The following is a 23,902-nucleotide window of genomic DNA, read 5'->3' as shown; positions in this document are numbered from 1 at the left end:
TCCCTCCTCCAATTTAGTTACAAGTTTTCAATTTCTCTGTACCATTCACCTGTTTCAAAGTTAATGTCAAAGTAGTTTAGCTTGTCATTCTTATCTAAGTAGGCAACTTCCCAAATCGGTGTTTCTTTTTCCATGCCTAGGTTCACATGTAAAATTTTCTTTGGGCTTTTTTCTTTGGTTACTTTGTCACGTGCTTGTTTTTCTGTGATGCCATCAGATGCGAACTTAACATATACTTTGTCGGATTTCTTTTTTGGAACCCAGACGATGATATTCTTATTCTCACTGTTCTTGCCAGTTAATACGTAATACACTTCTTTTGGACCATTGTACAGATAAAATTGATCTGTTGTCTTTAAGTCAACTTGGCCACTTATTCGATCTAAAGCTTCGGTTTCTGCATTAGTTACAGGTTTTTCTGCCGATCTAAAATACAGAAAAATCAGCACGATAAGCACAATCATTATGCCGAGAATAATCGCTATCCATTTGCCAATCTTACGCTTAGGTTTTCTATTTCGCAAAGTAATCTCGCTCATTTCTATTTATAAATTACCGAAATTCGTCCGGCGATATGCATTTTCATTTTCGCATAGATACATTATAGCAATAGCCGCCTAAGATTTGAAGTCATATCAGGAAAAATTTAACCTTCCTTAAAGAATTCACTCACTTCTTCTAATAAATCAGCTTGATTTCCCTTTAAAATGGGGGCACTTGGGATTGATTCCAAAAAGGCTTTCCCGAATTTCGTCGTGTCCACTCGGTTATCAAAAACAAATACAATTCCTCGGTCAGATTCTCTCCTAATCAATCGACCAAACCCTTGTTTAAATCGCAATACTGCTTCTGGTAAAGAGTAGGTTTGGAAGGCATTTTCACCACGTTCTTTTCGAAGTGAAATTTGCGCTTTCGTATAAGGATCATCCATTGGTGCGAACGGTAGGCGCACAATCACGAGGCAAGATAAGTCTTCACCTGGAATATCAATCCCTTCCCAAAAACTCGTCGTTCCAAGCAAAATCGCTTTATCAAACATTTGAAATTGCTTCGTTAGTCGTGCCGCACTTCCCGCTGAAACGCCTTGCGCAAGAACAACATATTCTTCTAACGATTTCTCATTTTTCATATGATAATACGTTTTTTGTAACATATCGGAAGCGGTGAAAAGTACGAGCATCCGCCCCTTTGTTTTGACAGCTATATGACGAATATATTTAGCTAGTTCCGCCGTGTAGCGCTCGATTGGCGTATCTTTAATTGGTGGCATATCATCCGGAATCATCACGCGCGCATTTTCTTTGTAATCAAATGGCGAAGGAATGCGTTTTTCCACGATTTGTTCTTCTTCCAAACCGAGACTTTTCCGTAAATAATCGAATTTCCCTTTTACAGTTAACGTTGCCGAGGTCATAATCACGCTTTCTTTTTTCGCGAAAAATTCTTTGCCAAGCGTTGGCTCCACTTCCATGAGTACTGCTTTCAGACGTATACTCGATATCGAATGATTTTTATCAGCTTGCAAATAAATCGTCAAAATAGGCGATTTTTTATGCAACATTTGTTCCAGCTGCTTCACCATATTTTTCCAATCTAGTAAAAAAGCATACATTTCTTCTAAAAAGGCACTTTCTGCCTCGCCTAGCTCATTTTCTTCTCGTTTGCCTTGCTCTAATAATGTTTCCATGTTTTTTTCAGATTCTTGCAGTAAGTACAACACTTTTTCAGCAGCGTAGTATACGTTGTCATTCCAAGCATCTTTTTCACTGTTTTCCACTAAGACCACTTCTTGCAAGTTTTTACGCGCAACGTTCAACTGCATTTTTAGGAGCGCAAAAAATTCTTCTACAGCTTCACCTAGCTTCATCGCTGCAATATCTAAATCATACAAACTATCCGCTTCTGGAAAAGCCATCGCTAACCTTGTTAAAAGAGAATATTTTTCTAATGAACCTAACTGATTCAAAAAGTATTTTAATTTTCGGTAAGAAAGGATAAAGCTTCCTTGCGTGCGGGCACTATCTGCAAAATGATGGGCTTCATCAATTACGGCAAAAGCATACTTAGGCAACGTTTCCCTTCCAGAAAAATGGTCGTTAAGTAGTAAGGCATGATTGACGATGACTAAATCAGCATTTTTCGCTTGTTTAATGTTGAATTTATAGAAATCGTGTACAAGCCACGGGTCATGTTTTTCCGATAAAAACCAGCCAGTGTGCTTCATTCGATTCCAGAATAGCTCGCCGCCACTGGATAAATTCACTTCATCAATATCGCCAGTCGTTGTTTCCGTCAGCCAAACAAGTAACTTTAGCTTCGTAACAACGACATCATATTGCGTGTCACCTTCTTGCAGCAACTGCTCAAATTTAAATAAATTCAAGTAGTGGTCGCGCCCTTTAAGTAAGCTTGCTTTTACTTTGAAGCCTGTTAATTTCGTTAAAAGTGGCACGTCTTTTTCATACAATTGGGCTTGGAGTAAGTTCGTATATGTACTAATGACGACCGGTAATTCGGCTTGTTTTGCTTGGTAAATCGCTGGTAAAAAATACCCTAACGACTTCCCAATTCCCGTTCCTGCTTCAATCAGCGCATGCTTGCCTGACTTCATCGCTTGGAAAACAAGGTTCATCATTTCAAATTGGCCACTTCTAGCGTAAAGCGGCGCCCCAGCCTTTTTGAATAAAGCCATCTTAGCCTCATCTGTTTCCGGAAATTCGAGTAAATCCGCTCTGCTATATGTCGGCTTTTGGACTTCTTTTTTGCGAATTACTAACCCGCGATGCTCTACAAAAGCTGGATCAAGTGGCTGATTAGCTCGTTCTTTTCTCATTTCGATTTCAAATAACAGTTCCGGTAAATAACTTTTTAGACTACCAGAAATAGTCGTCATTTGTCGAATAACTGGTAATGGTAAATTTTCTAGTTTTGCTAATAATAAAAGTAGCAAATCAGCCGTTACTTCCGCATCACTATCCGCGCGGTGCGGTTTGTCATGACCCAAATTAAATTCGTCCGATAAATCTTGTAATTTATAACTATCAATACCCGGATACATTATTCTAGCTAATTCCACGGTATCCAGTTTTTTCATTTTGCCAAGTGATATTCCCGCACGCGTCATTTCTCTTTCTAAAAAGGTCCAATCAAAAGAAACATTATGCGCCACAAAAATAGTATCTTCGAGTAAATTTGCAATAATCGGTGCGACATCTTCAAACAGTGGCGCATTTTTCACATCTTTTGGAGAAATCCCCGTTAATTCTTGAATAAAAGCAGGAATCGGTTTTTCTGGATTTAAAAAGGTGGAGTATGTTTCCAGCCGTTTTCCGGACTCGACAAAGCAAGCAGCAAACTGGATTATCCGGTCCTCGCGTGAAGCTTGATTTCCTGTTGTTTCTAAATCGACGACAATATAGCGTTTCTGTTTCATCTGCTTCACCTCTTTCTTTCACTGCTTTTATTCAAAAATAACGTTTCAAACAAACGAGTAGCTTGAGCAGAAATCCACTCAAGCTCCCCGAACTGATTATAAAGTCGTATGCGCTTTTTCTTCTGGAAGTACCATTTCAATATGATTTTTTTCATCTAATACGACGATTTTTGGTTCATGTGCTTTTGCTTCTTCCGCAGTAAACATGCCGTAGCTCATGATGATAACTACATCGCCTACTTGGACGTGTCTTGCGGCAGCGCCATTTAGACAAATTACGCCACTACCCGGCTCCCCTGGAATAATATAGGTTTCAATTCTTGCACCATTATTATTATTTACAATTTGGACTTTTTCATTTGGAAGCATATCCACCACTTCTAAAATAGCAGAATCAATCGTAATACTTCCTACATAATTCAGATTGGCTTCTGTTACAGTCGCTCGGTGAATTTTGCCATTCATCATTGTTCTAAACATTTTTTACCGCCTCTTCACATTTATTAATTCATTATCGATTAAACGAGCTTTCGAGTACTTCACTGCCGCCGCAATAATTATCCCTTTGGACCAATCTGTTACTGGTGTAAATTCGGGATAAGCATATAACGCCAAATAAGCAATTTTCTCGTGGGATGTTTGCTCGTTGATTTTGTCTGTCATTACTTGCACGATTTTTGTTTCATCTGTTTCACCGGATTCAATAAGCGCTCGGCCCAATTGTAAAGCGGCGTGGATTACTGGAGCTTCTTTGCGTTCTGTTTCTGTTAGGTACACATTGCGCGAGCTTTTGGCAAGTCCGTCCGCTTCCCTTACAGTAGCAATAATTCGCAAGTTCACTGGGAAAAAGTAATCTTCTACTAAGCCAGAAACAACTGCTACTTGCTGGGCATCTTTTTGACCAAAGTAGGCATTGTCTGGATTAACTAAATGAAACAGTTTCGTTAAAACCGTTACTACGCCGTCAAAATGGCCTTCTCGGTCAGCACCGTCGAGTACGGAAACACGCTTAACGACGTGCAGTTTCGTTGCTAATTCAGTCGGATAGATTTCTTCTACAGTAGGTATAAATAAAATATCTACACCACCTTGTTCCGCAAGTTCAGCATCGTGCGCTTCATCTCGTGGATAGGCATCAAAATCTTCATTTGGACCGAACTGGGTTGGGTTGACGAACACGCTCATAACGACAAAATCGTTCTCTTTTCTCGCATGGCTGACAAGTGTCATATGTCCTTCATGTAAAAAGCCCATTGTTGGCACGAAACCAATCGTTTTATTCGCTTGTTTTTGTTTTAAAATCGCTTCTTTGAGTTCTTGTTTAGTTCGAATGATTAACATCTGCTATTCCCTTCCATAAAGACCTTTTAAGTCTTCTTCGGCCATCGTAAAGCTATGTTTCACTTCTGGAAATGCTTGTGCTTTTACTTCTTTGACATAGCTTGCAAGAGCTGGTTCGATAGTTTCGTCAATATCCGCATAAGCTTTCACGAATTTGGCACGGCGAGTAATTCCATAACCGATAATGTCATGATAAACAAGGACTTGACCATCTGTTTCCACGCCTGCTCCAATACCAATTGTTGGAATAGAGAGTGCTTTCGTTACTTTTTCCGCTAGCTGACGAGGAATGGCTTCTAAAACGAGTGCAATTGCTCCAGCCGCTTCAACCGCTAACGCATTATCAATTAACTCTTGCGCTTCTTGTGTCGATTTGGCACGAACTTTATAGCTTCCTGTTAAACCAACGCTTTGTGGCGTTAAACCAAGGTGCGCAACAACCGGAGCACCGGCTTCTGTTAAACGAGCAATTTTGTTCACGACTTCGCCTGCGCCTTCTAATTTGACTGCATGCGCGCCACTTTCTTGAATAATTTTACGTGCGTTTTGGATTGTTTCGTCTACTGATCCGTGGTAAGTCATGAACGGCATATCGGTGACAACAAACGTATCCGGAGCCCCACGCTTCACGGCTTTTGTATGATGAATCATGTCTGCAATCGTGACTGGCACGGTTGAATCGTAGCCTAATACTACCATTCCAAGTGAATCACCGACTAAAATCATATCTGCCTCTGCTTGTTCTACATTCTTAGCAGAAGGATAGTCATAAGCGGTAATCATCGTGATTTTCTCTCCGTTTTCCTTCATAGCAAAAAAGTCTACTGGTCTTTTCATTTTCTTAGCTCCTTTTCGTCCCTGTTAAATTACTTTAATCAAGGCAAAAAACATATTTTATTAGTAGCATTAGTATGATCCAATAAAGGTATCATCCATTCATTGCTACCATATGTATAATAACATAAATAGATGCTTACTTAAAGTATGCAAATTGAAGAGAGGTCTATGCTCAGACCTCTTTACTTACTTTATCCATCCATTTGGTTAATTTTTCTGGTTCATCTGTTGCTGCATAGGTTGAAACCACTTTTCCGTCCTTTAAATAGACCATTGTTGGGACAGAATCAATATCCATCTCTTTTAAAAGGGCAATCATGTCATCTCGGCTTTTTTCGGATGCTTTATCTGTGTTGTAGTAAGCCATTTTTTGATCTGGTTGTCTTTTTTCCAGTTCTTTCTTTAGGATTGGTTGGAACGCTTGGCAATCCTCGCATGTTGGGCGGCCAACGTAAACGAATCCAGTTGTTTTATCGGCCATTTTTTGTTTGAAATCTTTGGTTGAAATGGTATTTAAAAAGGTCGAACTTTCTTTTTCGGTTTGGCTCGCCTTCTCTTCGGTTTCTTTTTTATTATCGCCACATGCTCCGAGCGTAAGAACGACGGTAATCAGCGCTAATAGTAATAGGATTTTCTTCATCAAAACAGCTCCTTCGTGTTTATTATACTTGATTTTTTTCAAAAAAGAAAAACTCGAAAAAGTGATTTTCACACTGTGTTTTCGAGTTAAAAGATATGTTTTCGGTTACTTTTCTATGGTTAAAACATGCTTTTTCAGGCAGTTTCGTTATTTTTCATTATCTAGCAAAATATCTGCAGAATAGATGGAATGCACCTCGCCCAGTGAATCTTGTAGTAAAAGGACGCCTTCATCAGAAATACCTTTTACTTGTCCGTGGATTTTGCCTTTTGTTGTACTGGCGGTTAGCTTCTCGCCAAAGGGAATTGCTTTTGTTTCCCAAAGTAGCTTGATTGGCGCAAATCCTTTATCAAGGAAAAGTTCATAGTATTTCTCTAAAGCTACTAGAATTTCTTGTAATAGTGCTTTTCTGGATATACTTTCGCCAAGTTCCAGTTTCAGTGAACTAGCTTTGTCTTTGATTTCTTCGGGGAATTCTTGTTGATTTACGTTGATACCCATGCCAATAATGACAGCATGAATAGTTTCTGCTTCGGCTTGCATTTCTGTTAGCACACCGCAGATTTTACGTTTACCGATGTAAATGTCATTGGGCCATTTGATTTTCGGTTCTAGTTTTGTGACATTTTCAATCGCTTCTGTGATAGCCAGCGAGGCGATAAAAGTGAACTGCGGTACTTTTTGGATTGGGATTTGTGGTTTTAAAATCACGCTCATCCAAATGCCTTCCCCTTTTTTAGAACTCCAAGGGCGAAGTAAGCGACCTTTTCCCGCGGTTTGCTCATCGGCTACAATGACGGTTCCTTCTGGGCTTGCTTCGATTTGTTGGTGGGCGATGATTTGTGTCGAACTCACCGACTCATGTATTTCTAAATGCTGGCCGATGAATGTTGTCTCTAAACCGAGTAGGAGTGCATCTTTCGTATACTGTTCTGCTGTTGCGGATAAACGGTAACCACGATTTCTGACTGCTTCGATTTCAAAACCTTCTTTGCGGAGCGCCTCCATTTGTTTCCAAACAGCAGTACGCGAGCAACCTAGGCTATCCGCAATTTCTTGCCCGGATAAATAAGTGCCCGTACTTTCGGTAAATAATGCGAGCAATTTTTCCCGATTATTCTTCATGATAGCCTAGCCACCTTTTCAGTTGATTTTTTTCATTGTTAACTTCATTTAAAAGAACCACACGCTCCACGTTAGCGAGCGTTTCCTTTACCCAAGGACCAGCGTTTTTTCCGGACCATTTTAGCAAATCAGCGCCCGTTATTGCGAGGTCTTTTTTGGAGTGAATTGGTAGGGCTTCGTATGCTTTTTTGAGCGCTTGTTGCTTATCTTCTTGCCCACGAAGGACATTTAGCTCATTCACTAAGGAAAAGACTGATTGCCCAGCATGGTAAAGTTCCTCTGTTTGCCATGTTTCTTTCATATCAAGCGCATCTTGATAAGCTTTGTTTACAAGTTGAATAGTTTTATTTGGCAGTTTCCAAGCTTTCAAAAACGAGGTAACATTGCTTGGCTTCACGGCAACGACAAGTCCAAGCCAAATAGCCTCCTCGGTTGTCCGTTTTGCCCAGTTCCAGCTAGCAAATTCGGTCAGCGCGGCTTTTTCCCCTTGTAAGCCCGGCAAATATGTTTCCATTTCGACTTTTACAAGTAAATCTATCGCTCGTTTTATAGCTGGACCTTTAATCATTTTGATCCATTCAACCGTGATTCGTTCGACGGAAGTGTGCTGTAATAAGGATATTTGGCTTCCTAAAGCATTTTCCGTTTCTTTATCAAGCTCAAAATCAAGCTGGCTCAAAAAGCGTACGGCACGCATCATTCGCAAAGCATCTTCATGAAAACGTTCGGAAGCTTTACCAACTGCTTTGATTTCTTTATTTTGAATTGCTAATTGTCCGGCAAATGGATCGTGTAAATCGAAATGTTCGTCCATCGCTATCGCATTCATCGTAAAGTCGCGGCGTAGTAAGTCTTCTTTTAACGAGCGAATAAACGTTACTTCACTTGGACGCCTAAAATCCTCATACGTTCCTTCTGTTCGAAAAGTGGTTACTTCATAACATTCTTTATTTTCTCTAACGGTAACCGTCCCGTGCGCAATCCCGGTATCGTAGGTTGATTGGAAAATTTCTTTTACTTCTTCTGGGAAAGCACTGGTTGCAATATCCACATCGGAAATCGTTCTATTTAGCAAGTAATCTCTGACAGATCCGCCAACAAAATACGCTTCAAATCCCGCTGTAGTTAATTTTTGCAATACAGGAAGCGCTTTTAGAAAAACGTCATTCATCTGTCATCGCTCCTTTTATTCATCATTCCGTCTTAAATCTCGCCAATCGAGGAAACCTGCTCCTAATCCGCGAATTAAAATTTCTGCTGTACCAATATTTGTTGCTAAAGGAATTTCGTATACATCGCATAATCGAATAAGCGCCGTCACATCAGGTTCATGTGGCTGGGCGGTTAATGGATCGCGCAAGAAAATAACGAGGTCCATTTTATTTTCGGAAATACGCGCGCCGATTTGTTGATCTCCACCAAGCAGGCCTGATTTAAAACGATGCACCGTTAAGCCTGTTGCTTCGATAATTCGTAAACCTGTAGTCCCGGTTGCATATAATTGATGCGGTTCAAGCAAATGTTTATATGCCGTTGCAAATCCAACCATCAAATCCTTTTTTTCATCGTGCGCGATTAATGCGATATGCATCTCATTCACCTATCCTTAGTCTAAAATATTTTCTAAGCCATAAATAAGTGTTTCTAATTCTTTTGTTTTACGAACCGAAAGTGCTACGCCAGACATAAAGGAAATTCGGTCATAAGAGTCATGACGAATCGTTAGACCTTGTCCTTCTGCTCCGAAGATCACTTCTTGGTGCGCCACAAGTCCTGGTAAACGGACACTATGGATACGCATGCCTTCATATTCGGCTCCTCTTGCACCTTCAATAAGTTCTACTTCATCTGTTGCACCTTGTTTAACAAATTCGCGAGTTTCTGCCATCATTTCTGCTGTTTTTACAGCTGTACCACTTGGCGCATCTAATTTATTATCATGATGTAACTCAATAATTTCGACGTTCGGAAAATACTTAGCTGCTTTTTGCGCGAATTGCATCATTAAAACCGCACCTACAGCAAAGTTTGGCGCGATTAATGCACCGATTTTTTTCGATTCTGCAATTGATCTTAGTTCGCTAATTTGTTCTGGTGTAAAGCCTGTTGTACCAACAACCGCACGTACGCCGTGTTCTAGAATTGTTTTCGTGTTACTATACCCTACTTTGGGTGTTGTAAAATCAACGACGCAATCTGGTTTTATTTCTTCTAACAGCTCGCTTAAATCAGCATAAACTGGTACGTCTAATGAGCTAAACTCGACGATTTCGCGGATATTTTTTTCTTTCGGCTCGTGGTCAAGTACCGCCACTAATTCCAAATCTGCTTCTCTTAAAACGGTTTTAACAACCTCATGTCCCATTCTTCCTTTAAATCCAGATACTGCTACTCTCATTTTGTTTTTTCCTCCTTTTTTGTCCAACGATCTTTATCTCGTTCTTTAAACTTCGCCATAACCGTGTCATGTGCTTTTTCCATATCGATATCAAGTGAGTTGGCCATACACGTAAGGACAAACAGGCAATCGCCCAGTTCCTCTGCAACGGTTTTGGTTGGTTCACTTGTTTTCTTCGGTTTTTCGCCATAATAATGATTGATTTCTCTGGCTAATTCTCCCGTTTCTTCTGTAATTCGAGCCATCATTGCTAGTGGGGAAAAGTAACCTTCCTCGAACCCACCAATGAAATCATCCACTTCTTTTTGTATTTCTGCTATTGTTTTCGCCATCGGTTTTCCCCCTTTTTGTGGTAAACTAAAATTGATTTTACGACTAATTGTTAACTTCATTTCATTATACCTAAACAAATACATCCAAGTCCATGATTTTTTACTTACATATTAAATAGGTTCCAGAGAGGGGAAAAGCTATGCTAAAAACATTACGCACGAAAAACATTTGCTTTATTATGCTTGGTACGGCGATTTACGCATTTGGCTTAGTTAATTTTAACATCGCTAATAATCTCGGAGAAGGCGGACTAGCTGGGGTGACTCTATTCCTGCTCCACTTTTTCCAAATTGATCCTGCTTACTCTAACTTAATCTTGAACATCCCTTTGTTTATTTTAGGTTGGCGGGTGCTTGGTAATCGTTCGCTTATTTATACTGGTATTGGCACAGTGAGTTTGTCGCTATTTTTATGGATTTTCCAGCGTATTCCTTATACGTTAGATTTACATAGCGACTTGCTACTCGTAGCCCTATTTGCTGGTGGTTTTAGTGGTATCGGGCTCGGGCTTGTGTTTCGTTACGGCGGGACAACTGGCGGCAGTGACATTATCGCTAAGTTGCTTAACCATACGAAAGGAATTAGTATGGGACGAACGTTGTTTGCAATTGATGCAATCGTGCTCGTAGCCTCGCTTTCCTATTTGGATGTCCGCCAAGTGATGTACACGCTTGTTGCAGTATTCATCGGTTCGCGGGTAATCGATTTTGTCCAAGAAGGAGCTTATGCGGCTCGTGGCGCACTGATTATTTCCAAAGATAATGACGCGATTGCTTCCCATGTGATGCTAGCGATGAACCGCGGTGTGACGGTACTTGAAGGCCGCGGCGGTTTTTCGAAAAATGAGCAAGATGTCCTTTATATTGTTGTTGCGAAAAATGAAATTATCCAATTAAAAAATATTGTGCAGGCGATTGATCCGCACGCTTTTGTTTCGGTGAGTGTCGTTCATGATGTAATGGGTGAGGGCTTCACGCTGGATGAAAATAAAAATCCTATTTACTAATGTATTTACTTGGTTCGTAGTTTTCTAAAGCTAAATCAACTGTGTTCCCAAGAGCCAAGTTTGCCAAAAGTTTACCGACATATGGTCCAGTTGTTAACCCAGACGCACCCAACCCGTTCGCTAAAAAGACCGATTCAAAACCCGGTAACTGACCAATTAGCGGCGCGAAATCTGGTGTATACGGTCTCGTTCCAACAGCGACATGCGCAACTTTATGTGCCAAATCGCCTTCCATAAATTGACTAACTTCTGTTATTATTTCTGCTTTACCTGCAGCTGTTGGCTCTGTATTGAAGCCAGCAGCTTTTTCATGTGTTGCGCCAACAATAACTTTTCCATTATCAAAAGGAACAATCGATTTTGCGCTAGGCGGTAATATCACTGGCCAATCATCCGTTTCAAACTCGCTAAAATCAAGTTCCAACAACTGTCCTTTTTGTGCTAAAACCTCTGTATGAAAACCTGACTCCGCTAGCAAATCTGCCAACCAAGCGCCCGCTGCAATAATTAATTTATCGTAACTTTCTTTTTCCCCGTCTACAAACACTTCTCCATTTGCTGTAAATCGAGCCCGACCTGATTTGATTTTCACGCCATTTTCTTTCGCAGCGGAAAGTAACGTTTCACAAAATAAGCCGCCATTCACGCGCGCTGCTCCACTAACATAAACTGAACCAAAGCCCGGCTTAACAATTGGAAATTTTTGCTTTGTTTCTGCTTCCGATAATCGTTCAATCTCACCCATGACTTCCGCGTCCAAACGTCTTTCCTTTGCGAGGTTAAACAGCTCGGTTACTTTTTCTTCTGTCTGCCGAAGTGCGAGTACGCCGACTTGCTTGTAACCCGAATCACGTCCCGTTTCATGTTCGAGCATTTGCGCTATTTCCTTATAAAAAGCCGCACTATTTTTCGCCAGTTTATACCAATATTTATTCCGTCTTTTGGAAAGCCACGGGCAAATAATTCCCGCCGCCGCACGGGTTGCTTGCCCCGGTTCACCGGAATCAATTAATGTTACTTCTACCTGTTCTTTTGATAATAAATATGCTGCGCTGGCTCCAACAATTCCTCCGCCGATGATGACTATTTTTTGCATGCTTACACCCCTCTATATCAATTGTGACACAAGTTGACTTTTTCAAGACTCTTTGTAATAATATGTGAAAATAGTTAAGTTTACAAACTACTAAAAATCCTCTACTTCATTCTATCCATTGTACTGAAATCCAGCTTTAATTACAAAAAGGCAGATTTTGGCTTATCTCGTTGTCATTACCACATATCCTCTTAGAGATCGCTTTCGCCTATTGGTTGGTTTTTTGCACTGCGTCTCAGCTAAAAATTCATTTCTTTTTTATTCTGCCTATATTAACTGTTCAGCTGATTAATTATGCTGAGATATGGGAGATTTTTTTATGCCAAATATTCTTGATTCATTATGGAACAGCATGGCGCTTTTTTTATCAGCGCTTTTTTTTCACGGAATGGCGCTTCGGTCAATTAGAGAAAAAAAGCCCGCTTGGTTCCAAATAAAATTTGCTAATGAAATTATTAATTACGCACTGGGCATTTACTACGGCCTTCTAGGTGTTTATTTTATTATCCGCGGATTGCCTGGTACGGACTCGGGTATTTATACAGATATGCTACTCAATATTTTAATCGTGTTGCATTTGTTCTCCTCGGCCGGTCCAGCTACTATCGCCCTATTACTTATCGTCATAGGAAAACTGTTTCTTGGTGATGCGCTATTCGCCAATTTTATTTATGTTTTTTTAATTATCGGCTTTCACTTTATTTGTATGGAAGTGGCCAAATTACGCCTTAGTTCCGTGCAAAAAGTCGTCTTAGTCAAACTCAGTGCCATCCCGCTAATGTTATTTTATTTACATCAAAAAATACATTTAGCCTATACGCTAGAAGATTTACCAGTTTGGATACTCTACTTTGTGGTTTCTTTTTTTATTACCTTCATTATTATTTCAGCATCTTATTATATCGATACGTCCAACAAATTAATATACGACTTGCAGCAATCCACCATTCTTGATCCGCTTACCGGTTTGACGAACTTCCGCCACTTTGAAAAAACATTTGAAGCGGCTTTTAACTATGCTACTTTAAAAAAATCGAATTTAAGTGTCATTATTATTGATATTGATTATTTTAAACGGGTAAATGATACATATGGCCATTTAGCTGGAAATGGTGTTTTATCTACTTTTAGCCAAATGCTGTTAAAGATTAGCTTCCCGCCGAATACGGTTATTTCAAGGATTGGCGGCGAGGAATTTGCGATTGTTTTGCCGAATATTAATGTCAGTGAAACACAGCATTTAGCAGAAAAAATCCGCCGAAAAGTGGAGAAAATCGATGTACCGATTGTTGCTTCTGGTTCGGTTATTACTATTTCTGCGGGAATTGCGAATTATGATGGTGAAAATTATCCGAGCGCAAATGAACTACTTCATGCCGCCGATCAAGCCCTTTATAACGCAAAACGAAATGGACGAAACCAAGTACATATTCGCGAAACAGAGCCAATTATTTAAGAGAGTAAAAAGGAGATGAGTCCATTTGTTCGAGCTAATTAATTCATACATAGATAGTTTAGCGCTCTTTCTTGCTATCCTTTTTATCCAAGGGATGTCTTTTCGGAAAATCAGACAATATCGTCCAAATTGGTTCCAAAATGGCAGTAGACGACTATTTCTTTCTATCCTCCTCGGTGTCTATTATGGTTTAGCCGGTATTTACTTTATTTATGAAGGTGCCTATGAAAATAATCCCGTTATTTATACGAATATGCGGATTTTGATTTTAATGGTTACAAGTGTTTTCGGTGGTCGTGTGCCACTTATTTTTGCTTATTTGGTTATGCTTTTTGGGCGAATTAGTTTTGATATCGCGTCCCCGATTACAAGTCGCTATATTATTTTAATGACGTTGATTTTCGCCGCTTGTTTACTTATTACCTTTTGGAAAAAACAGCGCTTTTCGAAATTTGTCGCGTTGATTATTCTAAATTTCCCGGCCATCCTGTATTATTTCGTGAACAATTTTGACGAAGGGCGGATTTTGCGTGGCTTTGAAATTCTCGAATACTTCTTGTTGTTCTTCGTAACCGCTTTGCTAGTATTTTATGCGTGTAACTATATCGATAAAAGTAATCTGGTCATTCAAAATTTGACCGAAACAGCGATGACCGATAGTTTGACAAATTTACCAAATATGCGTTTTTTCACGCAACAATTTGCATGGATTTTCGCTAAATCGCAGAAACGAAAAAAAGCATTGTCACTCTTCATTATTGATATTGACCATTTTAAAGAAATTAATGATTTTCATGGGCATCAAGCTGGCAATACCGTCCTTGCGCAGTTTAGTAGCATTCTTAAAAATCGAACCTTTCCACCAAGGACGATGTTTGCGCGAATTGGCGGCGAAGAATTCGCTGTTTTACTGCAAAATGTCGGTACCGAGCAAGCGGCACTCATTGCTGATTTTTTCCGGGAAGAAATTGAACGGGCCAAGTTCCCTTACAATCCGGCTAGTGGCAAAGTAACGGTATCCATCGGAGTTGCTTCTGCCAGTTCCAAATTTGCAACTACAGAATCTTTATTTGAAGCCGCCGACCAAGCGCTTTATCAAGCAAAACAAAGCGGCCGCAACCAAATCGCTGTTCATCAGGGGGAAATCGAATGAAACGAATGATTCTCATCTTAATTTTACTCATCGCACTCGGCACTGGTCTCTACTTTTCCCTCCGAACCGAACCGAAAGAAACCTTAAGCGCACCAAAAGAAACAACGCCCACTTCAACTGCCGTACAAAAGTATGTAAAAGAAAACTACACCGCCAAAAACGGTTTGATTATTGATTATAAAAATGCCCAAGAACCGCATTATTTAGCCGAGAGCATCGGGCTTTACATGGAATATTTAGTCGAGGTTAACGATAGCAAAACTTTCCAAGAACAAGTAACTAGCTTGCAAAAAAACTTTATAACGAACGATAACTTTATCAAATGGGAAGCGACAGACTCGACCACGACCAATGCGATTGTAGACGACTTCCGTATCACCGACGCCCTTTATCAAGCGAGTGACAAATTCGAGCATGATGCCTATAAAAAACTAGCAGACAAACTGCTAACCAACACGAAAAAGTATAGCGCTGTTCAAGGTACACCAGTAGATTTCTATGATTTCGTTCATAAGAAAAAAGCAGATACACTCCATTTAAGCTATTTAAATATCGAGGCGATGCAACACATTAACTACCGCGACAAAGCTTATCTACCCATTCAAACCGTGAACGCCGAACCATTTTTTACAGAAGTGTTTCAAAATGGACAATTTCACTATGCTGATGCAAATGAAGTTAATATGATTGATCAAATGCTCATCGCGATTGCTTACTACGACGAAAATGGTGATATAGAGCCAAATTTCGATAATTTTTTACAAACCGAACTCGCTTCTAACGGGAAAATTTATGCGCGTTACCAACGAGAAACAAAGAAACCTAGCTCAGAAAACGAATCCACCGCCGTTTACGCCTTTTTGACACAGTATTTTAACAAGACAAATCAAGCTAAAAATGGTAAAATCACCAAAGAGTTATTAGAGAAAATGGACACGTCGAATCCTGAAACGACCCATTTTTTCGATTATATAAATAAAGAAATAACTCTAAAGAAATAACGGAAAGAAGTTGGACAAATGAAAAAGCCCTCTGTAAGTGAGATTATTGATCAAAATCATTTTGATACAATATATGAACCGATTGTTGCTGTTGAAAATACGGAAATTTTCGGCTATGAGTCACTCACCCGCTTGAAAACAGATCACTGGAATGCAATTAGTGATTTTATTGAAGAAGCGGAACAGGATGGTCTGCAAAAAGCATTTGAACTGCTCACGCTTCATAATGCAGTGAAACGCTTTAACAAAAGTGGAGATACGCCATTATTTGTCAATATTTCCTATGATACCTTTTTAGAAAATCAAGAAGAACTGCATGATACCCTTCTTGATAACGGGAAAATAGTTTTTGAATTTTTGGAAACATCCAAGTTACCACAAGAGCGAATGAACGACTTAGACAAACAACTACAGCTATTCCAGAAAAAACACGAGACTAAATTTGCTATTGATGATTTTGGCTCCGGATATGCGGACTTGCATCGTGTCTTTGCGCACCATTCTGATTTTGTAAAAACCGACCGCTTACTACTTCGGGATTTATTCGAAAGCGACGGCAAAAAAATCTTCTTTGAGCAACTGCATAATTACGTCAAAAAACATCACAAGTCCTTGATTGTCGAAGGTGTCGAAACAAAAGAACAGCTCAAATTCCTCCAAGAGATTGGCATTCCTTACGCGCAAGGTTATTATTTTCATTAAGTTTAACAAAAGAAAATCTGATTGTTTTCAGGTTTTCTTTTTATTTTGAATCAGTTGTTATTCCTCTGTCGCCCATGTAAAATAGAATAGAATGAAAAAGGAGTGCTGAAAATGACTTTAAAATCAGGTTTTGACTATCTGAATAATCCATTATTAAACAAAGGAACCGCTTTTACAAATGAAGAACGGGTAAGCTATCACTTAGACGGATTACTGCCGCCATTTATCGAAACAATCGAACAACAAGCGGCGCGCATCGAAACACAAATAGAAAATTTAGAAACAGCTTTACATAAACATCAACTTTTAACCAACTTATATAACGAAAATCGTACACTTTATTATTATGTTGTTACCAAAAATGTCACCGAGTATCTGCCACTTATTTATACGCCAACCATTGGCGATGCTGTCATCCATTATCATACAGACTACACTGCTCCAGATGAAGCATTATTTATCGATGCCTTTGCTCCAGAAAAACTACGCACATCGATTGAAAACTATGCTAAAAACAATCCAAATATCGATATGATTGTCATTACAGATGGTGAAGGCGTGCTCGGGATTGGCGATTGGGGCGTGAATGGCGTGAAAATTGCAGTTGGCAAATTAGCTGTTTATACAGTTGCCGCTGGACTTGCACCAGACCGCGTGCTCCCTGTTGTGATTGATGCAGGTACTAACAATGAAACACTCCTTGAGGATCCACGCTATTTAGGCAATAAACGCCCCCGACTTTCAGAAAATGAATACGATACATTTATCGCTCAATTGGTCGATGCAATGACAAGCGTTTTCCCCAAAGCCATCCTTCACTGGGAAGACTTTGGTCGCGCAAATGCAAGTCGTATTCTGCATAATTATCGCGAGGAAATTTGTACTTTTAATGATGATATTCAAGGAACCGGTGCGATGGTCGTTGCCGCCGTTCTTGCCACGATTCAAGTTTCCCACATTCCACTAAGCGAACAAAAAATTATTATTTTCGGCGCTGGAACTGCTGGTATCGGTATCGCTGACCAACTGAGCGGACAATTAATGCGTGAAACTGGCCTTTCTTTTGACGCAGCTAGAAAACACTTTTATTTAGTCGATCGAAATGGTTTAGTGCTTGATCACATGACTGATTTAACTGCTGGCCAAAAGAAATATGCGCATCCCGCTTCTGACTGGGAAAATACGCCGGTAGATACATTAGAACATTTAGTTGAAGCTGTTCATCCAACCATGCTAATCGGCTGTTCTGGCGTTACTGGTGCGTTTAAAGAGAGCATCGTCAAAAAAATGGCGGAGCATACCGAACGACCAGCTATTTTACCACTTTCTAACCCAACAAAATTAGCCGAAGCAACTGCCGCAGATTTGATTCAGTGGACTGGTGGAAAAGCACTTATCGTCACAGGTAGTCCCTCAAAACCAGTAGAGTATCAACATACTACCTATGAAATTGGCCAAGCAAACAATGCGCTACTTTATCCAGGACTTGGACTAGGTGCGCTTGTTACTCGCGCCAAATATATTACCGACGGCATGCTCGCTGCTGCATCCATGGCTGTCGCTAACCAAATTTCGCCAAACGAACCCGGTGCTGCTCTTTTACCACATGTCCGCACCCTTCGTGAAACATCCCGCGCAGTCGCGATTGCAGTTGCCAACCAAGCTATAAAAGAAAATATCCACCAAACGAAATTAACCAACGTCACCGAAGCCGTAGAGCTTGAAATGTGGCAACCTACTTATAAAGGAGTTTAGTTATGTTCTATAAAACGAAGCAATCACTAGATCAACTCGTCCAAAATGGCTCCACTCCCGGAATTAGTTATCAAATTAAAACAAACCAACTAGAAGAAAATAACATCATGGGATTAAAAGCTGTTTTTCCAGAAGCAGAAATTTTACCACGAACAACAGAAAACATTTATGACATCGCTTCTTTGACCAAAGTAATTGCTACGACTACTCGTATTTTGCAACTTATCGAACAACAAAGATTCCAATTAAACGACCCTATTCAAATGTATTTGCCAGATTTCCGATACAAAAACGTCACGATTTTACATTTGCTAACACATAGCTCCGGCCTTGCCCAAAACATCCCTAACTTCCAAATGACTGCACCCGAAGATGTGATGCGTTATGTTTACGCTACTAAACAAATTAATCCACCCGGAACGGAAGTCACTTATGCGGATGCTAACTTCTTACTACTAGGTTATTTAATTAGCAAAATCGACGGCAATTATGAACAAACCATTCAAAAACATATTCTAGAACCCCTAAAAATGACTCAATCAGGGTTTCAGCCAACAAATAAAAAACAAGTCATCCCGACCGAACTTGATCAAACACGTGGCTTAATCCAAGGCGATGTCCATGATTTCAAAGCTTGGACCGCCAAATCAGGCACCGGTCACGCTGGGCTTTTTAGCACGCTAGCTGATCTTTCCAAGTTCCGCGATGCACTTATTTTACAGCACGGGTCACCAATCCTTTCTGAACAAATGTTGGCGCTCATGCAAATAAACCATACTCCTGGTCTCAACCGAAGTCGCGGACTAGGCTGGGACCTACGCGGCGATTCTGTTTTATATCACACCGGATTCACTGGAACTTTCATGGTGCTCGATTTAAAACACCAAGCCAGCTTAATCGTCCTTTCTAACCGCGTCCATCCAAGCCGAGCCAACCCAAATTTCGTTGACAAACGTGACAGCATTGTCGACACTTTTTTAGAAGAAGTTGCCAACATAACGGAAGTCTAGCACACTAGCTAGGCTTCTTTTTTATCCGTTCGTTCCTAAAAAACTGTATTAACACAGCATTTGAAAGCCTTTTCTAGTTATATAAAAGAAATTTATTTTCTTTCTCGTTTTATATTGTTTTCATTTTCACAAAGGAGTATGCTGTTCAATGAAGAAAGATTCTAAAGACTAGTTTCTGGCTTTAAGTGAAAAGAAACACAATTGAAGGAGGAAATTATAATGACAAAAGCATGGGATGGTTTTAAAGGAACCGCATGGCAAGAAAGCATTAGTGTAGGACAATTCGTCCAAGATAACTACACTCCTTACGATGGCGATGAAAGCTTCTTAGAAAAAAGTACACCAAGAACAACTAAACTGAACGAAAAAATAAATAAATTAGTAGAAGAAATGGATGCAAAAGGTGGCGTGCTCGATATGGATAACGCTATCGTTTCCAACGTTGCATCTCACAAAGCAGGCTACGTTGACCAAGAAAATGAAGTCATCGTTGGTTTACAAACAGATAAACCATTCAAATTAGCTTTCATGCCAAACGGTGGTCTTAGAACTGCAGAACAATGTTTGACTGACAACGGCTACTCAATCGACCAAGAATTGCACGATTTTTACGTAAAAAACCGCTCAACTGCAAATGATGGTATTTTCAGAGCATATACAGACGATATCAAACGTGCGCGCCACTCCCATATCGTTAGTGGTCTTCCAGATGCATACTCGCGCGGAAGAATCATCGGCTTGTACCAAAAACCAGCACTTTACGGTGTGGATCGTTTAATCGCTGAAAAACAACAAGACTTGAAAAAAATTGCCATTTCTTCTGATGAAAATATTCGTTTACGTGAAGAAATTTGGTTACAAATCAAAGCACTTAAAGACTTAATCATTTTAGGTAACGAGTACGGTTTAGAACTTGGCCGTCCAGCTGAAAATGCAACCGAAGCTGTACAATGGACTTACATGGGCTACCTCGCTTCTATCAAACAAGCAAACGGTGCTGCAAGCTCATTCGGTCGTATTCCGATTTTCCTTGATATCTACATCCAACGCGATTTAGAAAAAGGCATTATCACCGAATTCGACGCACAAGAATTAATCGAACAATTAACCCTTAAATTAAGAATGGTTCGTTTTGCAAGAACAGATGGTTATAATGAACTTTACGCTTCCAACCCTACTTTCGTTACAACATCTATGGCTGGTATGGGTGCAGATGGTCGTCATCGTGTCACAAAAACAGACTATCGTTTCTTACATTGCTTAGACAACCTAGGAAACTCCGCAGAACCAAACTTAACGGTCCTTTGGGATGCTCGTTTACCAGAAAGTTTTAAAGAATATTGTATGAAAATGAGCGTGAAACATTCCTCCATTCAATACGAAAATGATAAATTAATGCAAGAAGAAGGCTACGGCGATATGCAATGTATCAGCTGTTGTGTTAGCCCACTTAACCCAGAAGCGGACAAAGACAAAGGCGAAACACATAACCTGCAATATTTCGGCGCTCGTGTTAACGTCCTTAAATGTCTTCTTGGTGCGATTAACGGCGGTAAAGATGACCTTCACAAAAACCAAGTATTCGATGTAGTAGAACCAATTACAACCGAATACCTTGAATACGAAGAAGTACTAGAAAAATTCGATAAATCAATGGACTGGTTAACAGATACTTACGTAGATGCAATGAACATCATTCACTTTATGACAGACAAATACAACTACGAAAGCATGCAAATGGCCTTCTTACCATCTAAAGTAACAGCCAACATGGGCTTCGGTATTTGTGGATTCGCTAACGTAGTAGATAGCCTAAGTGCCATCAAACACGCCAAAGTAAAAACTATCCGCGACGAAGACGGTTTTGTATATGACTATGAAGTAGAAGGCGACTTCCCTCGTTACGGTGAAAATGATGACCGTGCCGATGATATCGCTGTAATGGTTCTTAAAATGTTCAAAGACAAATTAGATTCCCATAAACTTTACAAAGATAGCGAAGCAACCGTTTCTGTTCTAACAATCACTTCCAACGTTGCTTACTCTAAACAATGTGGTAACTCCCCAGTGCATAAAGGACCTGTATTCGATGAAAATGGTAAAATCATCAAAGAACCAGAATTCTTCAGCCCAGGAGCTAACCCTTCTAACAAAGCAAAAGGTGGTTTCTTAGATAACCTTGCAAGTCTTTCTAAATTACCATTCCACTATGCTAATGACGGAATTTCCTTAACTATCCAAGGAGCTCCAAAAATGTTCGGTAAAACAACTGAAGAACAACATCATAATCTAGTTGGTATTCTTGATGGTTACTTTACAAAAGGTGGGCAACATATCAACTTGAACGTTCTTAACCACGACGAAGTAATCGAAAAAATAAAAGCCGGCATCCCAGTCATCTTACGTATCAGCGGCTACTGCTTAAATACGAAAGATCTAAACGAAGAACAAAAAATGGAACTTTGCCAAAGAATGTTCCACGAAAAATTAATCGGTTAATAATGAAAAAGGACCAAATCTGCGAATAACAGATTTGGTCCTTTTTTTACGCGTTCGAAACTTCCGCCGCGTAAGCTCCTGCCGTATGTCCAGTCACTAGCGCACACGTAATATTATATCCACCCGTATAGCCATTGATATCCAGTATTTCCCCGCAGAAAAATAATCCTTCCATCAACTTCGACTGCATCTCTTTCGGTTTGATTTCCTTCACAGAAACCCCACCACCAGTCACAAATGCCTTTTCAAAATCAAGCGTACCATTCACTTCAAAAGTAAAATCTTTTAATAACTGAATAAACTGCTCGATTTTTTTCGGACTAACTTGCTTATATTCAGCCGTTTCATCCAGTTCAGCCTTTTCCAGTAAAAATAACAACATTTTCTCTTGTAAAAGCGAACTTAACGAATTTTTCAACGCTTTCTTCGGATTTTCCTCTAATAATTTATACACGTCTTTCGAAAGTTCCCCAGCTGATACATTCGGGAATAAATCAAGACGCATCTTCACTGTACCAGCGCCCGTTTTCTTCAATTCACGAAGCACAAACATACTACAACGAAGTGCTGCTGGTCCTGACACACCAAAATGCGTGAAAATCATATCCATTTGATGCGTAATAATCGGCTTCCCTTTTGCATTTAAAACAGAAAGGGCCACATCACGAAGCGACGTTCCTTGTAGCACTTTTTGCTTAATAAAAGGTTCGCTCGAAGTAATCGGTACTTCTGTTGGATATAGTTCTGTGATAGTATGCCCCGCTTTTTTCGCCCAAGCGTAGCCATCTCCAGTCGAGCCTGTCCGAGGAACAGATTTACCACCCACGGCAACAATCACCGCGCTTGCTGAAATTTCTTGACCATCTTTGAGCGTCACGCCTTTGACATGTCCATCCTCGTAATCGACTTGTTTCACAGGTGTTTGCATGTAGATTTTCACGCCAAGTTTTTCCATCCGCTGAATCATCGCCTCGGCAACAGAACGCGCGCTATTCGATACAGGAAACATTCTGCCGTGGTCTTCCTCTTTTAAAGCCACGCCCAATTTTTCAAAAAAGCGAATAATATCTTCATTATCAAACGCATGAAACGCACTATATAAAAAGCGACCATTGCCGGGAATATGCTTTATAATTTCTTCTGCTGGTCGTCTGTTCGTTACATTACAACGCCCGCCACCTGACATAATTAATTTACGTCCCAGTTTCGGCCCTTTTTCAATTAATAGTACTCGTTTATTTTTCTCTGCTGCACTGATTGCCGCCATAAGTCCAGATGGCCCGCCACCAATGACAATTACATCATAATCCATTGTCCCGCTCCTTTACTTTATCCGTGTATAAGTATAGCAAGCATTCGGCTCACTGCCAAGCCTTTTTCACCAAACAAAAACCTGAGATAGCTCTCAGGTTTGTTTTAAAATCTAATTTCGATTCATATTCGTAAAAATAAGTAATAATCTTAGAAGTTCCAGTACAGCTACGGCCATCGCAGCAACATACGTCATTGCAGCGGCACTTAATACTTTTTTCGCTTGTGGAAGTTCTGATGATGCGACCAGTCCACCGCTCTCTAATTGAACAAGTGCCCGTTTACTAGCGTCAAATTCAACTGGCAATGTAATTAATTGGAAAAGTACGCCTACTGCCATCAAAATAATCCCTAGTAACATCAAACTAGCAAAGTTCGCGAGCATTCCGATAATTAAGAACACCCAAGAAATATTGGAACTAAACATTGTTATCGGAACAAGTGCCGAACGAAAACGCATAAACGCATAATCTTGTTGATCTTGAATCGCGTGTCCTACTTCATGGGCTGCAACTGCTGCCCCGGCGATAGAACGACCGCGGAAATTAGCTTCAGAAAGAAAAACCGCTTTTTTACGAGGATCATAATGGTCACTTAATACTCCTTTTGTTTCATGAACAGGAACATTGGTTAATCCATTGGTATCCAAAATACGACGTGCAACCTCGGCACCAGTTAAACCATTTGCCACACCAACTTTGGAATAATGTGCATAGGTAGTTTTTACCCGATATTGTGCCCAAAGTGGGATTGCCGCGACGATAATAAAATAAATAATATACTGACTAAATGACATCTAATCATCT

Annotated in this window: 22 protein-coding genes; 8 read left to right on the top strand and 14 right to left on the bottom strand. The window is 40.0% G+C overall.

Going from position 1 to position 23,902, the window contains the following annotated elements; genetic code table 11:
* Positions 1-17: 17 nt before the first annotated feature.
* From HCB49_RS09100 to HCB49_RS09050, 11 genes are all read right to left on the bottom strand, one after another.
* The gene (locus tag HCB49_RS09100) at positions 18-539 is read right to left on the bottom strand and encodes a cell wall elongation regulator TseB-like domain-containing protein (RefSeq protein ID WP_185480879.1); all 522 of its coding nucleotides are present in this window, start codon (positions 537-539) and stop codon (positions 18-20) included.
* Between the two features lie 107 nt (positions 540-646).
* Positions 647-3,433: an ATP-dependent DNA helicase DinG, 3'-5' exoribonuclease type gene (dinG, locus tag HCB49_RS09095; RefSeq protein WP_185604748.1), complete on the bottom strand. Its 2,787-nt coding sequence runs from the start codon at positions 3,431-3,433 to the stop codon at positions 647-649.
* 96 nt (positions 3,434-3,529) lie between these two features.
* On the bottom strand, positions 3,530-3,913 hold the full coding sequence (gene panD, locus HCB49_RS09090; protein ID WP_185604747.1) for an aspartate 1-decarboxylase: 384 nt from the start codon (positions 3,911-3,913) through the stop codon (positions 3,530-3,532).
* A 3-nt stretch (positions 3,914-3,916) separates the two neighbouring features.
* Positions 3,917-4,774 carry a pantoate--beta-alanine ligase gene (panC, locus tag HCB49_RS09085; RefSeq protein WP_185604746.1) on the bottom strand — a complete coding sequence of 286 codons (858 nt, stop codon included), beginning with the start codon at positions 4,772-4,774 and terminating at the stop codon, positions 3,917-3,919.
* Between the two features lie 3 nt (positions 4,775-4,777).
* Positions 4,778-5,611: a 3-methyl-2-oxobutanoate hydroxymethyltransferase gene (gene panB, locus HCB49_RS09080; RefSeq protein ID WP_185604745.1), complete on the bottom strand. Its 834-nt coding sequence runs from the start codon at positions 5,609-5,611 to the stop codon at positions 4,778-4,780.
* A 172-nt stretch (positions 5,612-5,783) separates the two neighbouring features.
* Positions 5,784-6,251: a thioredoxin family protein gene (locus HCB49_RS09075; RefSeq protein ID WP_185480882.1), complete on the bottom strand. Its 468-nt coding sequence runs from the start codon at positions 6,249-6,251 to the stop codon at positions 5,784-5,786.
* 147 nt (positions 6,252-6,398) lie between these two features.
* A complete protein-coding gene (locus tag HCB49_RS09070) occupies positions 6,399-7,376 on the bottom strand; it encodes a biotin--[acetyl-CoA-carboxylase] ligase (protein ID WP_185604744.1) in 978 nt (325 codons plus the stop codon).
* Entirely contained in the window at positions 7,366-8,547 is a 1,182-nt protein-coding gene (locus HCB49_RS09065; RefSeq protein ID WP_185604743.1) for a CCA tRNA nucleotidyltransferase, read from the bottom strand. Before HCB49_RS09065 ends, HCB49_RS09070 begins: the two co-directional genes overlap by 11 nt.
* A gap of 15 nt (positions 8,548-8,562) precedes the next feature.
* The gene (gene mgsA / locus HCB49_RS09060) at positions 8,563-8,967 is read right to left on the bottom strand and encodes a methylglyoxal synthase (RefSeq protein WP_185604742.1); all 405 of its coding nucleotides are present in this window, start codon (positions 8,965-8,967) and stop codon (positions 8,563-8,565) included.
* A gap of 15 nt (positions 8,968-8,982) precedes the next feature.
* A complete protein-coding gene (gene dapB / locus HCB49_RS09055) occupies positions 8,983-9,774 on the bottom strand; it encodes a 4-hydroxy-tetrahydrodipicolinate reductase (RefSeq protein WP_185480885.1) in 792 nt (263 codons plus the stop codon).
* Positions 9,771-10,106 (bottom strand): nucleotide pyrophosphohydrolase, encoded by a 336-nt coding sequence (locus HCB49_RS09050; protein WP_185480886.1) that lies wholly within the window; start codon positions 10,104-10,106, stop codon positions 9,771-9,773. Before HCB49_RS09050 ends, dapB begins: the two co-directional genes overlap by 4 nt.
* A gap of 140 nt (positions 10,107-10,246) precedes the next feature.
* Here HCB49_RS09050 and HCB49_RS09045 point away from each other — a divergent pair, with 140 nt between their 5' ends.
* Positions 10,247-11,113: a YitT family protein gene (locus HCB49_RS09045; RefSeq protein ID WP_185392075.1), complete on the top strand. Its 867-nt coding sequence runs from the start codon at positions 10,247-10,249 to the stop codon at positions 11,111-11,113.
* Here the strand turns inward: HCB49_RS09045 and HCB49_RS09040 are convergent.
* Complete coding sequence (locus HCB49_RS09040; RefSeq protein WP_185604741.1) at positions 11,103-12,209, bottom strand: NAD(P)/FAD-dependent oxidoreductase; 1,107 nt, start codon at positions 12,207-12,209, stop codon at positions 11,103-11,105. The two genes, HCB49_RS09045 and HCB49_RS09040, sit on opposite strands and share 11 nt — an antisense overlap.
* Before the next feature lie 319 nt (positions 12,210-12,528).
* On the opposite strand from HCB49_RS09040, the gene HCB49_RS09035 reads away from it, so the two are divergent.
* From HCB49_RS09035 to pflB, 7 genes are all read left to right on the top strand, one after another.
* Positions 12,529-13,665, top strand: coding sequence for a GGDEF domain-containing protein (locus tag HCB49_RS09035; protein ID WP_185604740.1), 1,137 nt, complete (start codon positions 12,529-12,531; stop codon positions 13,663-13,665).
* Positions 13,666-13,690: 25 nt separating this feature from the next.
* Positions 13,691-14,818, top strand: coding sequence for a GGDEF domain-containing protein (locus tag HCB49_RS09030; RefSeq protein WP_185480889.1), 1,128 nt, complete (start codon positions 13,691-13,693; stop codon positions 14,816-14,818).
* Positions 14,815-15,819: a glycoside transferase gene (locus tag HCB49_RS09025; RefSeq protein ID WP_185604739.1), complete on the top strand. Its 1,005-nt coding sequence runs from the start codon at positions 14,815-14,817 to the stop codon at positions 15,817-15,819. The genes HCB49_RS09030 and HCB49_RS09025 overlap by 4 nt, the downstream gene beginning before the upstream one ends.
* Before the next feature lie 18 nt (positions 15,820-15,837).
* Positions 15,838-16,521, top strand: coding sequence for an EAL domain-containing protein (locus HCB49_RS09020; RefSeq protein ID WP_185604738.1), 684 nt, complete (start codon positions 15,838-15,840; stop codon positions 16,519-16,521).
* Between the two features lie 111 nt (positions 16,522-16,632).
* On the top strand, positions 16,633-18,276 hold the full coding sequence (locus tag HCB49_RS09015) for an NAD-dependent malic enzyme (protein ID WP_185604737.1): 1,644 nt from the start codon (positions 16,633-16,635) through the stop codon (positions 18,274-18,276).
* A gap of 2 nt (positions 18,277-18,278) precedes the next feature.
* On the top strand, positions 18,279-19,286 hold the full coding sequence (locus HCB49_RS09010; RefSeq protein WP_185604736.1) for a serine hydrolase domain-containing protein: 1,008 nt from the start codon (positions 18,279-18,281) through the stop codon (positions 19,284-19,286).
* Positions 19,287-19,505: 219 nt separating this feature from the next.
* Positions 19,506-21,785, top strand: a complete 2,280-nt coding sequence (gene pflB, locus HCB49_RS09005) for a formate C-acetyltransferase (protein ID WP_185604735.1) — start codon at positions 19,506-19,508, stop codon at positions 21,783-21,785.
* A 46-nt stretch (positions 21,786-21,831) separates the two neighbouring features.
* On the opposite strand, the gene HCB49_RS09000 is transcribed toward pflB, so the two are convergent.
* A complete protein-coding gene (locus tag HCB49_RS09000; protein ID WP_185604734.1) occupies positions 21,832-23,097 on the bottom strand; it encodes a BaiN/RdsA family NAD(P)/FAD-dependent oxidoreductase in 1,266 nt (421 codons plus the stop codon).
* 111 nt (positions 23,098-23,208) lie between these two features.
* A complete protein-coding gene (locus tag HCB49_RS08995; RefSeq protein ID WP_185604733.1) occupies positions 23,209-23,892 on the bottom strand; it encodes a zinc metallopeptidase in 684 nt (227 codons plus the stop codon).
* Positions 23,893-23,902: the final 10 nt, after the last annotated feature.

The organism is Listeria cossartiae subsp. cayugensis, assembly GCF_014229095.1.
Lineage (GTDB): Bacteria > Bacillota > Bacilli > Lactobacillales > Listeriaceae > Listeria > Listeria cayugensis.
The sequence above is the reverse complement of the archived record's forward strand: the minus strand, read 5'-3'. Positions and strand labels throughout refer to the sequence as shown.

Coding starts and splice junctions, on each gene's coding strand:
- HCB49_RS09100 (WP_185480879.1), bottom strand. CDS start 539: ATGAGCGAGATTACTTTGCGAAATAGAAAACCTAAGCGTAAGATTGGC.
- dinG (WP_185604748.1), bottom strand. CDS start 3,433: ATGAAACAGAAACGCTATATTGTCGTCGATTTAGAAACAACAGGAAAT.
- panD (WP_185604747.1), bottom strand. CDS start 3,913: ATGTTTAGAACAATGATGAATGGCAAAATTCACCGAGCGACTGTAACA.
- panC (WP_185604746.1), bottom strand. CDS start 4,774: ATGTTAATCATTCGAACTAAACAAGAACTCAAAGAAGCGATTTTAAAA.
- panB (WP_185604745.1), bottom strand. CDS start 5,611: ATGAAAAGACCAGTAGACTTTTTTGCTATGAAGGAAAACGGAGAGAAA.
- HCB49_RS09075 (WP_185480882.1), bottom strand. CDS start 6,251: ATGAAGAAAATCCTATTACTATTAGCGCTGATTACCGTCGTTCTTACG.
- HCB49_RS09070 (WP_185604744.1), bottom strand. CDS start 7,376: ATGAAGAATAATCGGGAAAAATTGCTCGCATTATTTACCGAAAGTACG.
- HCB49_RS09065 (WP_185604743.1), bottom strand. CDS start 8,547: ATGAATGACGTTTTTCTAAAAGCGCTTCCTGTATTGCAAAAATTAACT.
- mgsA (WP_185604742.1), bottom strand. CDS start 8,967: ATGCATATCGCATTAATCGCGCACGATGAAAAAAAGGATTTGATGGTT.
- dapB (WP_185480885.1), bottom strand. CDS start 9,774: ATGAGAGTAGCAGTATCTGGATTTAAAGGAAGAATGGGACATGAGGTT.
- HCB49_RS09050 (WP_185480886.1), bottom strand. CDS start 10,106: ATGGCGAAAACAATAGCAGAAATACAAAAAGAAGTGGATGATTTCATT.
- HCB49_RS09045 (WP_185392075.1), top strand. CDS start 10,247: ATGCTAAAAACATTACGCACGAAAAACATTTGCTTTATTATGCTTGGT.
- HCB49_RS09040 (WP_185604741.1), bottom strand. CDS start 12,209: ATGCAAAAAATAGTCATCATCGGCGGAGGAATTGTTGGAGCCAGCGCA.
- HCB49_RS09035 (WP_185604740.1), top strand. CDS start 12,529: ATGCCAAATATTCTTGATTCATTATGGAACAGCATGGCGCTTTTTTTA.
- HCB49_RS09025 (WP_185604739.1), top strand. CDS start 14,815: ATGAAACGAATGATTCTCATCTTAATTTTACTCATCGCACTCGGCACT.
- HCB49_RS09020 (WP_185604738.1), top strand. CDS start 15,838: ATGAAAAAGCCCTCTGTAAGTGAGATTATTGATCAAAATCATTTTGAT.
- HCB49_RS09015 (WP_185604737.1), top strand. CDS start 16,633: ATGACTTTAAAATCAGGTTTTGACTATCTGAATAATCCATTATTAAAC.
- HCB49_RS09010 (WP_185604736.1), top strand. CDS start 18,279: ATGTTCTATAAAACGAAGCAATCACTAGATCAACTCGTCCAAAATGGC.
- pflB (WP_185604735.1), top strand. CDS start 19,506: ATGACAAAAGCATGGGATGGTTTTAAAGGAACCGCATGGCAAGAAAGC.
- HCB49_RS09000 (WP_185604734.1), bottom strand. CDS start 23,097: ATGGATTATGATGTAATTGTCATTGGTGGCGGGCCATCTGGACTTATG.
- HCB49_RS08995 (WP_185604733.1), bottom strand. CDS start 23,892: ATGTCATTTAGTCAGTATATTATTTATTTTATTATCGTCGCGGCAATC.